14 protein-coding genes are annotated in these 14,474 nt (G+C 61.8%); 8 read left to right on the top strand and 6 right to left on the bottom strand.

Translation table 11 applies throughout. The features are described 5' to 3' along the window. Nucleotides 1-42: 42 nt before the first annotated feature. The 3 genes from ACIROW_RS05180 to ACIROW_RS05170 are packed head-to-tail and all read right to left on the bottom strand — an operon-like array spanning nucleotide 43 to nucleotide 2,587. Complete coding sequence (locus ACIROW_RS05180) at nucleotides 43-1,668, bottom strand: cytochrome ubiquinol oxidase subunit I (RefSeq protein ID WP_402272679.1); 1,626 nt, start codon at nucleotides 1,666-1,668, stop codon at nucleotides 43-45. Then, nucleotides 1,655-1,942 (bottom strand): cytochrome oxidase putative small subunit CydP, encoded by a 288-nt coding sequence (gene cydP / locus ACIROW_RS05175; RefSeq protein ID WP_402272677.1) that lies wholly within the window; start codon nucleotides 1,940-1,942, stop codon nucleotides 1,655-1,657. The genes ACIROW_RS05180 and cydP overlap by 14 nt, the downstream gene beginning before the upstream one ends. A gap of 3 nt (nucleotides 1,943-1,945) precedes the next feature. Beyond that, nucleotides 1,946-2,587 carry a GbsR/MarR family transcriptional regulator gene (locus tag ACIROW_RS05170; protein ID WP_402272674.1) on the bottom strand — a complete coding sequence of 214 codons (642 nt, stop codon included), beginning with the start codon at nucleotides 2,585-2,587 and terminating at the stop codon, nucleotides 1,946-1,948. Nucleotides 2,588-2,810: 223 nt separating this feature from the next. Between ACIROW_RS05170 and ACIROW_RS05165 the strand changes: the two genes are divergently transcribed. Then, nucleotides 2,811-3,716, top strand: coding sequence for a YihY/virulence factor BrkB family protein (locus tag ACIROW_RS05165; protein ID WP_402272672.1), 906 nt, complete (start codon nucleotides 2,811-2,813; stop codon nucleotides 3,714-3,716). Between the two features lie 18 nt (nucleotides 3,717-3,734). Here the strand turns inward: ACIROW_RS05165 and ACIROW_RS05160 are convergent, their stop codons facing one another. Beyond that, complete coding sequence (locus ACIROW_RS05160; RefSeq protein WP_402272670.1) at nucleotides 3,735-4,967, bottom strand: FAD-dependent oxidoreductase; 1,233 nt, start codon at nucleotides 4,965-4,967, stop codon at nucleotides 3,735-3,737. Between the two features lie 120 nt (nucleotides 4,968-5,087). On the opposite strand from ACIROW_RS05160, the gene ACIROW_RS05155 reads away from it, so the two are divergent. Both ACIROW_RS05155 and ACIROW_RS05150 read left to right on the top strand, forming a co-directional pair. Further along, the gene (locus ACIROW_RS05155; RefSeq protein ID WP_402272669.1) at nucleotides 5,088-5,936 is read left to right on the top strand and encodes an AraC family transcriptional regulator; all 849 of its coding nucleotides are present in this window, start codon (nucleotides 5,088-5,090) and stop codon (nucleotides 5,934-5,936) included. Nucleotides 5,937-5,976: 40 nt separating this feature from the next. After that, a complete protein-coding gene (locus ACIROW_RS05150) occupies nucleotides 5,977-7,677 on the top strand; it encodes a tetratricopeptide repeat protein (protein ID WP_402272665.1) in 1,701 nt (566 codons plus the stop codon). Here the strand turns inward: ACIROW_RS05150 and ACIROW_RS05145 are convergent, their stop codons facing one another. Both ACIROW_RS05145 and ACIROW_RS05140 read right to left on the bottom strand, forming a co-directional pair. Continuing rightward, nucleotides 7,678-9,102 carry a heavy metal sensor histidine kinase gene (locus ACIROW_RS05145; RefSeq protein WP_402272662.1) on the bottom strand — a complete coding sequence of 475 codons (1,425 nt, stop codon included), beginning with the start codon at nucleotides 9,100-9,102 and terminating at the stop codon, nucleotides 7,678-7,680. It lies immediately after the preceding gene. Between the two features lie 24 nt (nucleotides 9,103-9,126). Beyond that, the gene (locus ACIROW_RS05140; RefSeq protein WP_402272659.1) at nucleotides 9,127-9,798 is read right to left on the bottom strand and encodes a heavy metal response regulator transcription factor; all 672 of its coding nucleotides are present in this window, start codon (nucleotides 9,796-9,798) and stop codon (nucleotides 9,127-9,129) included. Between the two features lie 224 nt (nucleotides 9,799-10,022). Here ACIROW_RS05140 and msrP point away from each other — a divergent pair, with 224 nt between their 5' ends. The 5 genes from msrP to ACIROW_RS05115 all read left to right on the top strand — a co-directional run bounded on the left by msrP (nucleotide 10,023) and on the right by ACIROW_RS05115 (nucleotide 14,474). After that, the gene (gene msrP, locus ACIROW_RS05135) at nucleotides 10,023-10,997 is read left to right on the top strand and encodes a protein-methionine-sulfoxide reductase catalytic subunit MsrP (protein ID WP_402272656.1); all 975 of its coding nucleotides are present in this window, start codon (nucleotides 10,023-10,025) and stop codon (nucleotides 10,995-10,997) included. Between the two features lie 13 nt (nucleotides 10,998-11,010). Beyond that, nucleotides 11,011-11,712 carry a sulfite oxidase heme-binding subunit YedZ gene (locus tag ACIROW_RS05130; RefSeq protein ID WP_402272653.1) on the top strand — a complete coding sequence of 234 codons (702 nt, stop codon included), beginning with the start codon at nucleotides 11,011-11,013 and terminating at the stop codon, nucleotides 11,710-11,712. Continuing rightward, nucleotides 11,709-12,416 carry a peptide-methionine (S)-S-oxide reductase MsrA gene (gene msrA / locus ACIROW_RS05125; RefSeq protein WP_402272651.1) on the top strand — a complete coding sequence of 236 codons (708 nt, stop codon included), beginning with the start codon at nucleotides 11,709-11,711 and terminating at the stop codon, nucleotides 12,414-12,416. The genes ACIROW_RS05130 and msrA overlap by 4 nt, the downstream gene beginning before the upstream one ends. Before the next feature lie 212 nt (nucleotides 12,417-12,628). Further along, a complete protein-coding gene (locus ACIROW_RS05120; RefSeq protein ID WP_402273807.1) occupies nucleotides 12,629-13,033 on the top strand; it encodes a DUF305 domain-containing protein in 405 nt (134 codons plus the stop codon). A gap of 37 nt (nucleotides 13,034-13,070) precedes the next feature. After that, nucleotides 13,071-14,474, top strand: coding sequence for a hypothetical protein (locus ACIROW_RS05115; RefSeq protein WP_402272649.1), 1,404 nt, complete (start codon nucleotides 13,071-13,073; stop codon nucleotides 14,472-14,474).

Raw genomic sequence — 14,474 nt, 5'->3', positions numbered from 1 at the left:
GCGTGAATATGGTGGTGAGTTGCGTAAGCATCTGCATCAGTGTCAGCGGGTCGGCTTCGATAGCGGCGGACGCGGCTGCGGCGGCTTCACTGCAACGGCTGGTTTCTTTTGCTTCTCCAGCAACTCCCAGTGGTAATTGCCGGTGTGCAGGCTACTCGGCCCGCGCTTGGCGTACTTGACCATGAGGATCATTTCCACCACCAGCAGGAAGGTGTAGAACAGGATGAATCCGGCCAGGCTGAAGTACAGGCTCGACGCTTGCAGGGTCGAGGCCGACAGATGCGTCGGCAGGATGCCGGCGATGGTCCACGGCTGGCGGCCGTATTCGGCCACGATCCAGCCCAGCTCGGCGGCGATCCATGGCAGCGGGATGCTGAACACCGCCAGGCGCAGCAGCCAGCGTTGCGGCGCCAGTTGCTTGCGCACCAGGAAGTAGAACGAGGCCGAGAAGATGAACAGGAACAGCATGCCCAGCGCCACCATGCCGCGGAACGACCAGAACAGCGGCGCCACGTTCGGGATGGTGTCGTCGACCGCCTTGGCGATCTGCTGCGGCGTGGCGTCGATCACGTTCGGGGTGTACTTCTTGAGCAGCAGGCCGTAGCCCAGGTCATGCTTGAGCTTGTCGAACTCGGCGCGCGCCGCGGGCGATTTGTCGCCGGATTTCAGTCGCGTCAGCGCGGCGTAGGCCAGCATGCCGTTGCGGATGCGCACTTCGTGTTCCTTCTTGAGGTCCTTGATGCCGATCACCGGCGTGTCGACCGAACGCGTGGCGATCAGGCCCAGCACGTAAGGCACCTTGAAGGCGTAATCGGTACGCTCGCCCTTGTTGTCGGGCAGGCCGAAGATGGTGATGCCGGCCGGCGCCGGATGGGTTTCCCATTCGGCTTCGATGGCTGCCAGCTTGACCTTGTTGACTTCGCCGGCGGTGTAGCCGGATTCGTCGCCGAGCACGATCACCGACAAGGTCGACGCCAGGCCGAAGCCGGCGGCAACCGCGAACGAACGCAAGGCGAACGCGGTGTCGCGGCCCTTGAGCAGATAGTAGGCGGACACGCCCAGCACGAACATCGACGCCGTGACGTAACCGGCTGCGACGGTGTGCACAAACTTCACCTGCGCCACCGGATTGAAGATCACGTCGGTCATGCTGACCAGTTCCATGCGCATGGTCTCAAAATTGAATTCCGCGCCGACCGGGTTGTTCATCCAGCCGTTGGCGATCAGGATCCACAGCGCCGACAGGCTCGATCCCAGTGCGACCAGGAAGGTCACCATCAGATGCTTGACGCGCGACAGGCGATCCCAGCCGAAGAAGAACAGGCCGACGAAGGTCGACTCGAGGAAGAACGCCGCCATGCCCTCGATCGCCAGCGGCGTGCCGAAGATGTCGCCGACGTAGTGCGAGTAATACGACCAGTTGGTGCCGAACTGGAACTCGAGCGTGATGCCGGTGGCCACGCCCATGGCGAAGTTGATGCCGAACAGCTTGCCCCAGAAACGCGTCATGTCCTTGTAGATGGGACTGCCGGTCATGACGTAGACGGATTCCATGATGACCAGGATCCAGGACAGGCCGAGCGTCAGGGGAACAAACAGGAAGTGGTACAGCGCCGTGATGGCGAACTGCAGGCGCGACAGACTGACGACTTCGTCAATGGGAAGCATGAGGGACCTCGGAGGTGGAAGGTGATGCGTTGGTTGTAATTGATGCGGGAGATGCAGATTCCGACGCCGGCGCCAGCAGATGCTGTTCCACCTGGGCGGTGGGCATGCGCATCTTCTTGGCCTGCGGTTCGGAGAAAAAGGTTTTTGCCAGCACCGTCAGGAGCGCGATCTTGACCACCAGGATCAAGGCGATTTCAGCGCCAAGCGGCAATTTGGTCAGGCGCGGCAGGCGCCACAGGCTATGCGTGCGCAGCAACCATGAAGGTCTGGACATGGGTCACTCCTTGGCTTGGTCGGGAGAGGCTAGGGCAGCCTTCTCGCTTTTTTCGTTCTTGTCGCCCTTGTCGTTGCTCTTGTCATTCTTCTCTCCGCCGAAGCGGAACTTGTCCTTGACGTCCAGCAGCTTCTTGATCTTCGAGCCCATCTTCATGAGCGAAGACAAGGTTTCCGGCGACAGCCGCTGTACGTCGTCGAACCAGGAGCTGGACAGCTCGATCAGGTCGTACATTTCGCGCATGCGCTTTTGTGCATGTTTGTCGTCGACGCTGGCTGGTGTTTCAAGCAAGGCGTCCCGCAGCATCGACAGCGTTGGTTCGATTTCGCGGCGGCGGCGCTCTTCCAGCAAGGCCTTGAAGATATCCCAAATATCCTTCGGCGGTTCAAAATATTCACGGCGGTCGCCGGGCTGATGGAGCAGCTTGACCAGCCGCCACGATTGCAGCTCCTTGAGCCCCATGCTGACGTTGGAGCGCGAGAAACTCAGGTAATCGGCGATTTCATCGGCGTTCAGCGGACGCGCCTGCACATACAGCAGGGCATAGATCTGGCCGACGGTACGGTTGATGCCCCAACGGCTGCCCATCTCGCCGAAATGGAGGATGAAGCGCTGCATCAGGGGGCTGAGGGTGTTGGGTTCCATGGAAAATTCCTGGGGGAGGGGGCGGAGCGGCATCGTGGATTGTTTTTGAATTTTCAGTAATTACTGAAATATACGACATTTCAGGAATCCAAACAATCGCTGCGTTGCCGCATGACGACGCGCCGGTGTCGAAAAAACTCCAAAAAACCGTGAAAAACAGCATCTTTCGGGAATCAAACCGGCTTCCGGGCGATCCGACCACTTATTTGTACGGAAAAACACCATGCCCCACACCTTCATCCGCAAATTGCCCGACGAAACCCGCGCGCAGCAGGCCTGGCAGCTCAGCAAAGGCGCCGTGACCGCGTGGCTGGACGATTTTGCGCCGAGCATGGGCGCGGCGATCGCCTACTACACGATCTTTTCGCTGGCGCCGATGCTGGTGATCGCGATTGCGGTGGCTGGCATGATCTTCGGCCATGACGCAGCGCAAGGCGAAATTGTCGGGCAGATTCAGGGCGTGGTCGGGGTGGAAGGCGCAATGGCGGTGCAGGGTTTGCTGAAGTCGGTGAGTGAGCCGCGCGACGGCATCATCGCCGCCGGCCTCGGTATCGTCACATTGGTCATTGGCGCCACCGCCGTGTTCGCGGAGTTGCAGAGCGCGCTCGACCGCATCTGGCACATCCCGGCGGCACCCCGCGACAGCGGCATCTGGCTGCTGATTCGCAAACGTTTATTGTCATTCGGCCTGATCCTCGGCCTCGGCTTCATGCTGATCATTTCGCTGGTGGCCAGCGCCGGACTGGCGGCGCTGGGGAAATGGTGGGGCAGCTGGTTTATCGGCTGGGAAATCCTGCTGCAGGTGCTGAACTTCGCGATTTCATTCGCTGTTTTTACGGGATTGTTTTCGGTGATCTACAAATACCTGCCGAGCGTGCGGCTGGCATGGCACGACGTACGCGCCGGCGCGGTCGCCACGACCATCCTGTTCATCATCGGCAAATACCTGATCGGGCTGTACCTGGGGCGCGCGGGCATGACCTCGGGTTTCGGTGCGGCCGGTTCGTTCGCCTTGCTGCTGGCGTGGATCTATTATTCAGCGCAGATCTTCCTGCTGGGAGCGGAATTTACCTGGGTGTACGCCAATCGCTATGGCTCGCGCGCACAATTGCGCGCATCCGGCGGCTGACCTGGGGCGCTTGCTGCGTCAGTCGGTCACGGCGTTTTCGTCGCGGCCGAGCAATTCGCGGTTGCCTTGTTGCGATGATGCCAGCGCGGCAAAACTGCGTGCGCACATCAGGCTTTCATACAGGTCAACCGCAGGCGTGATGGTGTCCACCTTCTCAACGCCACCGGCCTCGCGCTGTGCTTCGACCAATGCGCGCGTCAACAGCGCGGCATCGGCCAGCGCGCTATTGGCGCCCAGGCCGCCGGCCGGGCTCATCGCATGGATCGCATCGCCCAGCGCCGTCACCCGCGAGGCCTTCCACAGGCACGGCAAGTTCGCCGTGCGTATCGGCACCAGCGTGCGCATGGCCGGATTGCAGGACTCATACACCAATTTCAGTGCAGGCGACCAGCCGGCCGTGACGGCGCCAATCTTTTGCGTCAGCTCGGCCGCGCTCAGGCGCAGCGCCGCATCCGCGCCTTGTTCCAGACCGAAGCGTTCACGCGCGCCGACCAGCGCCCAGTACAGATAGTCGTCCGGTTGCTGCAGGTCGCTGTCGAAGGCATCGCTACTAAAGCGCATGGCGTCGATCACGCCCGCCAATCCTTTTTCAAAAATCACGCTGGTGCCGGCTTGCAGCTGATGCGCCAGCGTTGCGCGCAAAGCTGCGGTCAGCGGTGTCTTGCCGTAGACGCAGACGTCACCGGTATCCTGCGGTTGCATCGCAGGGAAGCGTTGCGCCGCCACTGCCGAATGGACGCCGTCAGCCGCGACCAGCACATCTCCCGTGACGCTGCCGCCATTGACGAAATGCGCCGTCACGCGGCCATCGGCGGTTTCTTCGTAGTGCAGGAATTGCGTGCCGAAATGCACCTCGCGCCGCAAGCCCTGCAACAGCACCTGACGCATGGTCTGGCGATCGGCCAGGTTGTCCGATGCGCCGCCTTCCGCCGCACCCTTGCGCCAGCTGCTGACCCATTTACCCGCCAGCGGCTGCAATTGTCCGTTGACGGTGTTGACGCCGGCGGGCGCCTGTGCGCAGGTGGCGCTGAACAGCCGGTACCGCTCTGGCGGCAGGCAGGCTTGCAGCGCATCGCGGCCGTTGTGGTCGATACGGATGCGATAGCCCTGTGTGCGGCTGAACGGCGACGCGTCCTTTTCATAGACGGCGACCGAGATGCTGTTTTGCTTCAGACCTTGGGCCAGGCACAGGCCGCCCAGACCGGCGCCGATGACGATCACATGCAGGGATGAAGAAGGGAATGGCTTCACGTTTTTCCTTTCGCTGGAGGGATGCAGAATCACTGTGCAGAACTGTCGGGATGGACAGTATTGAGCGAAAGCGGGAAAGCGTGATAACGTTGTTTGGACAGAATATATTGAAATCCGGCCATGACAAAAGAACTCTACGCACAATTCGCCGACGTCAGCGACCGCGCCGATGGACCGCCTCTGATTGCGATCTGGGGCGACGATTTGCGCGCCGACGAATTCGAGCGGCTCAAGATCGGTACGCGCGAATACGACTGGCACACGCATTTGCGCGGCCAGCTTTTCTGCATCGAAAGCGGCCTGGTGCATGCGCGCACCAGGCACGGTTCGTGGCTGCTGCCGCCGCAGCGCGCCGGCTGGATTCCACCGGGCGAATTGCATCAGGCCGACATCCTCGGCGTGATGAGCGGCTGGAGCATCCTGATCTCACCGGAAGCCTGTCGCGGGCTGCCTGATAAGCCGTGCGTGATCGGTGTCTCCGACCTGATGCGGGCGCTGGTGCGGCGCGCGGTGACGTGGAGCACCCAGGATGCGTTGTCGCCGGCGCAACGGCGCGTAATGAACGTGCTGCTCGACGAAGTGCGGCAAGCGCCGCACGAGCCGCTGCATCTGCCGTTGCCGACGGATCGCCGCCTGCTGAGGATCGTCTCGGCCATCATGCAGGAGCCGGCGGACAACCGCACGTTGGAGCAGTGGGCCGAATGGGCCGGCCTGTCGCCGCGCACGGTGAGCCGTTTGTTCCGCGTCGAGGTCGGCTGCAGCTTCGCCCAATGGCGGCAGCAGGCGCTGCTCACGCATGCGCTCGAGCGGCTGGCGCGCGGCGAGCAGGTGGCCGCGGTGGCGGATGCGCTCGGCTATGCCTCGCCGAGCAATTTCATCGCCATGTTCCGGCGCTGTTTCGGCGAATCGCCGGGGCGCTATTTCAACGGCAATGTCAGCGGCAATTTCAATGGTAACGTCGGCGCCTAGCCGAAACAAGTCGGGGCGCATGCGTGTTAACATCGCGCCCATGAATAATAACGACGCCATCGCCCAGGCTTACCTGTTTTTCCAGCACGGCCAGCTGGAAGCGGCTCACGCCATCCTGCAGCCGCTGGCGCAGCAGGCCGCCGCCGATTTCAATTTGCTGCACCTGGCCGGCGCCGTCGCCGCCGGCTTGCAGCTGCACGCGCAGGCGATCGAGTTGTACCGCCGCGCGCTGGCGCTGACGCCGGGCGACCTTGCGGTGAGCTATAAGCTCGGCCGTGTCCTGTATGACGCGGGCAAGCATCAGGAAGCGCTGAGCCTCTATTTGCAACTGATCGCCGCCGGCGTGCAGCATGCCGATGTTTTCCACGCCGCTGCCTTGCTGCTGCAGGACTTCAATCGCAATGAAGAAGCGCTGCAAGCAGTCGAACACGCCTTGCGCCTTGCGCCGCAGAACCCCGATGCCTGGCATCGCCACGGCGTCTTGCTGCAGCGCCTGCAACGTCCGGGCGACGCCTTGCAGAGCCTGCAGCAAGCAGTTTCTCTGGCGCCCGCACAGAGCGTGTATCGCTTTGATCTGGCCTTGCTGCAGTACGAACTCCATCGCAACGAAGAGGCGCTGGCCAGCGTCGACCAGGTGCTGGCGCAGGAGCCGGATTTCGGCGACGGCTGGGTGTGCCGCGCGGCGACGCTGGGACGCCTGCGCCGCTACGAGGAATCGATCACGTCCGCCCGGAAAGCCTTGAACTTGCGCGCCGGCTATGCCGACGCCAGCGTCAACCTGGCGCTGACCCTGCTGGCGCTGGGACGTTTCGACGAAGCCTGGCCTTTGTATGAATCTCGCTGGCAGGGCGAGCGCGCCGATCCGCAGCGTCATGGCGGCATTGCGCGCTGGCCCGGCGAGGATGCCGTCGCCGGCAAGACCGTGTTGTTGTGGGCGGAGCAGGGCCTGGGCGACGCCATTCAATTCTCGCGTTACGCGCAACAGGTCGCCGCGCTCGGTGCGAATGTCGTGCTGGAAGTACATGCCGCGCTGAAGACGCTGTTGCAAACGCTGGAAATCGATCCTGACTCGGGCAAGCCCACACGCATCATCGTCAAGGCCATCGGCGAAGATTTTCCCGCAGCCGATTACCAGTTGCCGCTGATGAGCCTGCCGCTGATGTTCGGCACGCGTCCGGACACGATCCCGTCGCCGCAAGCCTATCTGCGCGCCGGATCGCACATGCGGCAGCATTGGGCGCAATCGCTGGAACAGGGCACGGAAGGCGACCGGCCGCTGCGCATCGGCATCGTCTGCTCGGGCAACGCCGGCAACCACAACGACCGCCGCCGCTCGGTTCCATTGCAGGCGTTTGCACCCTTGCTGGATATCCCCGACGCTGAATTCTTCCTGCTGCAACCGGAGCTGCGCCAGCGTGACGCCGACTGGTTGCAGAGCACATCTGCGCTGCAATGGCCCGGACGTGAATTGCAAGCCTTCGACGACACCGCTGCGCTGATTGCCAATCTGGATCTGGTAGTTGGCGTCGATACCGCTGCTGTGCATCTGGCCGGCGCGTTGGGTGTTCCCGTTTGGATATTGCTGTCGCACGCCGCCGACTGGCGCTGGCTGCTGGAACGCGACGACAGCCCTTGGTATGCCTCGGCGCGTCTGTTCAGGCAGACGACGGCAGGTGACTGGGATGCAGTGATGACGCGTGTTCGGACGGAACTGGCGGCGCTGAAGCAAGCCGCCGGCTGATCAGCGCAGAGTGACCTTCCCCCGAGTGGAGAAGAGCAGACTGAAGGCGATCCAGCCGTCGGCTGAACACGCCACTGCCGCCGTGCCGCCGTGCACGGTCATGATGGCCTTGACGATCGCCAGGCCGAGGCCGTTGGATTCGGTGAATTCGCTGCGAGACTTGTCACCGCGATAGAAGCGGTCGAACATGCGTTCCATCTGTTGCCGCGTCATCGCCGCACCACGATTGGCGACATCGATGGCGACGCCGTCGGCAGTCAACCGAGCGCTGATCCTGATGGCGGTGCCGGCATCGCCGTAGCGCACCGCATTGACGACGAGGTTGCTCACCGCGCGTCGCCACATCACGAGGTTGGCGCTGCAGGCCAGACCCGGCGCCACATCGACTTCGAACTGCATGTCGCGCTCGGCGGCCACGCCTTCGAAATAATCGGCGATCTTCTGCAACTCTTCCTTCAGGTCGATGGCGCTGCGGTCGACCACCAGTTCCGCGTGATCGGTCTGCGCCAGGAACAGGATGTTTTCAATGATGCGCGACAGGCGTGTCAATTCTTCCAGGTTCGATTCCAGCAACTGCTCATACTCTTCCGCGTTGCGGCGCTGGCCCAGGGTCACCTGCGTCTGCCCCATCAGGATGTTGACCGGCGTACGGATCTCATGCGCCAGGTCGGCGGAAAACTGCGACAGATGTTCGTAGCCGTTTTCGAGCCGGTCCAGCATGGCGTTGAGGGCGCCGGCGAGTTGGCGCAATTCGGCCGGCGCGTCTTCTTCGCGCAGCCGGGTGCTGAGGTTGGCCGGCGTGATCTCGGCGGCGCGGCGGCTCATGCGGGTCAGCGGCATCAGGTCGCGCCGCAGCACGGCGAAGCCGAGCACCGAGGTCAGCAACACGGCCAGCGCGACGGCGGCGACCACGCGCCACAGGTACACCGTCATCATGCGCGACTCTTGCGTCATGACATAGGCGGCGACGATCTCGACGGTATCGTTGTGGTTGCCGACGTCCGCCAGCGCGGCGACCCAGCGTACGCGCACACCGTCGGCGCGCATGCCGTCATGCAGAGAAGATATCCCGAGCGGCACGCCGATGGCGACCGGCGTCATCGCCGGCGGCGTCAGGTTGTCGGGATTCATGTTGATGAACGGCGCTTCGCCCTGGCGGCGGAAGATGCGCACATCCTGCTCGTTGCCGAGCATGCTCTCGAACAGAGCAGGGCGCTGCTCCATCTGCTCGACGTTGTAGAGATCGTGCAGCAGGTTGCGGAAATGTTCCACGCGGCCGATCAGCGTGTAGTCGGCGCGCACTTCCAGCGACTGGCGCGCCGAGTTGTAGAGGTACATGCCGAGTCCGGTGACCACCAGGCAGGCGATCAACGCAAACAGCGCGCTGACGCGGAACGCCAGCGTCCAGGAACGCCACGGTCTCATTGCCGGACTTTCATTGTGCGTCCTTCATGGCGTTTCCGAAAACATGTAGCCGATGCTGCGCACGGTATGGATCAGTTTCTTTTCGAACGGCGCATCGATCTTCGCGCGCAGGCGCTTGACTGCGACGTCGACGACGTTGGTGTCGCTGTCGAAATTCATGTCCCACACCTGCGAGGCGATTACCGAGCGCGACAAGGCTTCACCCTGGCGCTTGATCAGCAGATGCAGCAGAAGAAATTCCTTGTTGGTCAGCACGATATTGACGCCTTGCCGGGTGACCTTGTGGCGCACGTGATCGAGCTGCAGGTCGGCCACCTGATAGACCTCGGCGTCGCGCGTGACGCCGCGGCGCAGCAGCGTGCGAATGCGCAGCACCAGCTCGGTGAATGAAAACGGCTTGACCAGGTAATCATCGGCGCCCAGTTCCAGCCCGCGGATGCGATCGTCGACGTGGTCGCGCGCGGTCAGGAAAATCACCGGCAGGTCGCGCTTGGCGCGCAGCGCGCTCATCACCTGCCAGCCGTCAGTGCCAGGCAGCATGACGTCGAGCACCACCAGGTCGTAGTTCTGTTCCATCGCCATGTGCAGGCCGTCGGTGCCGGTGCGCGCGAGATCGACCGTATAGCCGGATTCGCGCAAGCCCTTCTTGAGGTAGTCGCCGGTTTTCGGATCGTCTTCGATGACAAGGATGGCCATGCTGGGCTTGAGTAGGGTTCAGAGGTTGGACAGTAGATGTGGCTGCATTCTAGCAATTCGTGGCGGGCGCTCGATGACAAATTTGTCATCAAATTGCCATCTTGATGACACTGCCCCTGCCATAGGATGATGGTGCAAAAGAAGCGTCCACGCCATGCATCATCGTCTCGTATCGTGCTGTCAGGCAACAAATCGCATCCATTCATTATTCCAGGGAAACCGCCATGCTGATCAAAATCCGTCCAGACCAGATCGATATTCCGCTCGCTTCGGAGATCACGCCGCAAGAAGTCTACGCCTCGCGCCGCGCTTTCATGGGCAAGGTGGCGGCAGGCGCAATCGCTGGCAGCGGCCTGCTCGGCGCCGGCAGCGCGTTTGCTCAGTCGGCTACGGCGCGCAAATTGCCTGCCAAGCTCAACAGCGCCTACGCGGTGATGGACAAGCCGACCGCCTACCAGGACGCGACGACGTACAACAATTATTACGAGTTCGGCACCGACAAGGCCGACCCCGCGCGCACCGCCGGCACGCTCAAGACCACGCCGTGGACCGTCAGCATTGAAGGCGAGGTCAAAAAGCCGTTCACGCTCGACCTCGACGCGCTCATGAAACTGGCGCCGCTGGAAGAACGCATCTACCGCCTGCGTTGCGTCGAAGGCTGGTCGATGGTGATTCCGTGGATCGGCTATTCGCTGTCGGCGTTGATCAAGAAAGCCGACCCGACCGGCAACGCCAAGTACATCGAATTTGTCACCCTGGCCGACAAAAAACAGATGCCCGGTTTGTCGGATCCGATCCTGCAATGGCCGTACACCGAAGGCCTGCGCATGGACGAAGCGAACCATCCGCTGACCTTGCTGACCATGGGCATGTACGGTGAAGTGCTGCCGAATCAGAACGGCGCGCCGGTGCGCGTCATCGTGCCGTGGAAGTACGGTTTCAAATCGGCCAAGTCCATCGTCAAGATCCGCTTCCTCAAGGATCAGCCGAAGACGGCCTGGAACATGTATGCCGCGCAGGAATACGGTTTCTATTCCAACGTCAATCCCAACGTCGATCATCCGCGCTGGTCGCAGGCCAGCGAACGCCGCATCGGTGAAGACGGCTTCTTCGCACGCAAGCGCAAGACGCTGATGTTCAACGGCTACAACGATGTGGCCGGCCTGTACACCGGCATGGACCTCAAGAAGTACTTCTGACGCCGGAGCAAGCATGCAATTTCTCAAGAAGCTGTCGGGCTTGTCACAGCGCGGGGTACTGCGACTGCGCAACCTGCTGTTCGTGCTGGCGCTGCTGCCGCTGGTGCGATTGGTGGCATTCGGTTTCCTGGACCGGTTGGGCGCCAATCCGATCGAATTCATCACGCGCAATACCGGCGACTGGGCCTTGTATTTCCTCTGCATCACGCTGGCGGTGACGCCGCTGCGCAAGCTGACCAAATGGAACTGGCTGGTGCGCCTGCGCCGCATGCTGGGCTTGTACGCGTTCTTTTACGTGGCGTTGCACTTCACGATTTTCTTCTGGCTCGATCATTTCTTCGACGTGCAGGAAATGTGGGCGGACATCGTCAAGCGGCCATTCATCACGGTCGGCGTGCTGGCCTTCGTGCTGCTGATTCCTCTGGCCGTCACCAGCACCAACGGCATGGTGCGCAGGCTCGGCGGCAAGCGCTGGCAATGGCTGCACCGCCTCACCTACGTGATCGTGCCGCTTGGCGTGCTGCATTTCTGGTGGGTCAAGGCCGGCAAGAACCTGCTGGCGCAACCGATCCTGTTTACGACCATCGTGGCGCTGCTGTTGCTGACGCGCGTGCTGTCGAAAAATAACCGCCAACGGATGGCGCAATTATGGTCGCGGCGCAGTGCCGGCAATGCAGGAACGACGGGAACTACTTTGATGAAAGAAAGTAAATGATGAAAAACACGTTGTACAAATACGGTCTGCCGTTCGTGCTTGCAGCTTCGGCGCTGGCGTTGTCGGCATCGCCGGCGTTCGCGGCCGAATCGGCATTCAGGATTCCGCCGCCGAAAAGTGCACCAGCCAACGCAGCTGCCACTGAGACGGTGGTCCTCGCCGGCGGTTGCTTCTGGGGCGTGCAGGCGGTGTTCCAGCACACGCTGGGGGTGACCAGCGCAGTGTCGGGCTATGCCGGCGGCGCCAAGGACACGGCGCGCTACGATATGGTCGGCAGCGGTTCCACCGGCCATGCCGAAGCGGTCAAGGTCACCTTCGATCCGCGCAAGGTTTCTTACGGCAAGATCCTGCAAATCTATTTCTCGGTGGTGCATGATCCGACCCAGCTCAATCGCCAGGGGCCCGACAGCGGCACACAGTATCGTTCGGCCATCTTCTATCAGAGCGATGAGCAGAAGCGCATCGCCGCCGATTACATCGCCCAGCTGGATGCGGCCAAGGTCTATCCTGCGCGCATCGTCACGCAACTGACGCCGCTGGCGCCGACGGCGTTCTATGCGGCCGAGGATTATCACCAGGATTTCGCCACGCTGCATCCGACACAAGGTTATATCGCGCGTTTCGATCTGCCCAAGATCGAGAATTTCAAGCAAATGTTCCCCTCCGACTATCGCGCCGCGCCGGTCCTCGTCTACAGCAAATAATTTGTCCGCATGCTTCCTTTCGCGAGAAGGGAAGCATGACAAATTTGTCACCGCTTTGTCATCCGTTTAACCCGCTGCGCCTCCTACACTGATCGTCAATCCTGTGCACCGTTCGTCGGCGTGCGGGATCGACTACAGATTAAAAATACAAGGGAGTTTGCATGGAACAAACAAAGCGATTCATTTCCGCCCAACGCCACCTTGCCGCAGCGATGGCGGTTGCCGGTTCGGTGCTGGCGGCGACGATTTTCCTGTGCGCCAGCAGCAACGCGCTGGCGCAGGACATGCCGCATCACCATGGCGCCACACATGACATGGCGCCGCCGGCCTTCATCGCCAGCACGGCCAAGCCATTTTCAGGATTGATGGACGACGCCATGGCGGTGATGGACCACGGCATGGCGCAGGCGCCGATGAACGGCAAGCCGCCGCACGATTTCATCACAATGATGATGCCGCATCACCAGGGGGCGATCGACATGGCGAAGGCGGTGTTGCTGTATTCCGATGATCCGGAAATCCGCAATCTGGCGCTGGGCATCATCACCGAGCAGCAGAACGAAATCAAGGTCATGCAAGCCTGGCTGCAGCGTCATGGCGGCACGGACGGCAAGTAATTTCATCATCACAATCCAACTCAGGGACACCATCAACATGAAAAAATCCTCACTGGCGCTGGGCGCCGTCGCAGCCTTGTTCGCACACGCCGCTTCGGCCTTGCCGGCGGGCGACGATCGCGTCTACACCGCCGACCAGAACAGCAATACCGTCAGCGTCATCAATCCTGCGACCAATACGCTGGTCGGCCAGATCCGCCTCGGCAATCCGCGCCCGGACGTGCTGTCGCCGCTGTACAAGGGACAGATCAACGTGCACGGGATGGGCTTTTCGCCCGACCACAAGACGCTGCTGGTGGTGTCCAACGGCTCCAATTCGGTGACCTTTGTCGACACCGCCACCAACAAAGTCAAGGGCACGACCTATGTCGGCCGCTCGCCGCATGAAGGTTTCTTCAGCGCCGACGGCAAGGAGGTCTGGGTGGTGGTGCGCGGTGAGGATTACATCTCGGTGATTGATCCGGTCAGCTTCAAGGAAACCGGCCGCATCCAGACCGGCGTCGGTCCCGGCATGGTGCAGTTCATGCCGGACAACAAGCTGGCGTTTGCGGTGTCGAGCTTCACGCCGCAGGTCGACGTGATCGATGTCCAGTCCCATAAGGTGATCAGGAAAATCGACGTCGTCAGTCCGTTCTCGCCGTTCCTGCAATTCACGCCGGACTACAAGGAGGTCTGGATGACGCACAAGGACGTCGGCAAGGTCACGCGCATCGATACGCGCACGCAGCAAGTCGTCGGCGTGATCGACACAGGCTTCATCACCAATCATCTGTCGTTTGCCAAAATCGGCGCCAAGGTGCTGGCGTACGTGACCATCGGCGGGGAAAACGTCGTCAAGGTCTACACCACCGACAAGGACGCTAAACTCATCGCCACGATTGCCACCGGCGCCTTGCCGCACGGCATCTGGACGTCGGATGACAGCAGCCGCGTCTACGTCGGCCTGGAAAATGGCGACGGCGTCGAAGTCATCGACACGGCCTCCAACAAGGTGATCGCGCATATCGGCGGCGGCCAGGCGCCGCAGGCGCTGGTGTATCTGTCGCATGTTGCAGGCGCTGACGGCGGTGCGGCAAATCTCGTTGCGCGCGTGAACAGCGATCCGCTGAACATCCGTTTGCAAGCGGCCGCTGGCGGTCCGGCTGACGCGCGCGGCTTTGTGGTCTCGCGCAATCTCGGTGTGGTCGATGCGCTGGAAGTATCGCTGTTCAAGCTCAAGCCACAGACCGCGTACAGCGTCTATCTGGATGGTCAGGCAGCGCCGGTGGCGCGTTTTGTCACCGATGCCAAGGGCATGTCGAACGGCACTGCTATCGGCCCGTTGCGAGAACTGGCGGCCCCGGATGCTGCAAGCATGGCTACGGCTGCGGCGCGCATCGTCGTCATGGAAGGCAATGCCGCGGCAGACGTTTCCAAAGCGGTGCTGGTGCAGGCGAAGTAA

Origin of the sequence: Herbaspirillum sp. NPDC101397 (genome assembly GCF_044767325.1) — a bacterium.
GTDB lineage: Bacteria > Pseudomonadota > Gammaproteobacteria > Burkholderiales > Burkholderiaceae_D > Herbaspirillum.
This window is presented reverse-complemented; position numbering and strand designations above follow the sequence as displayed.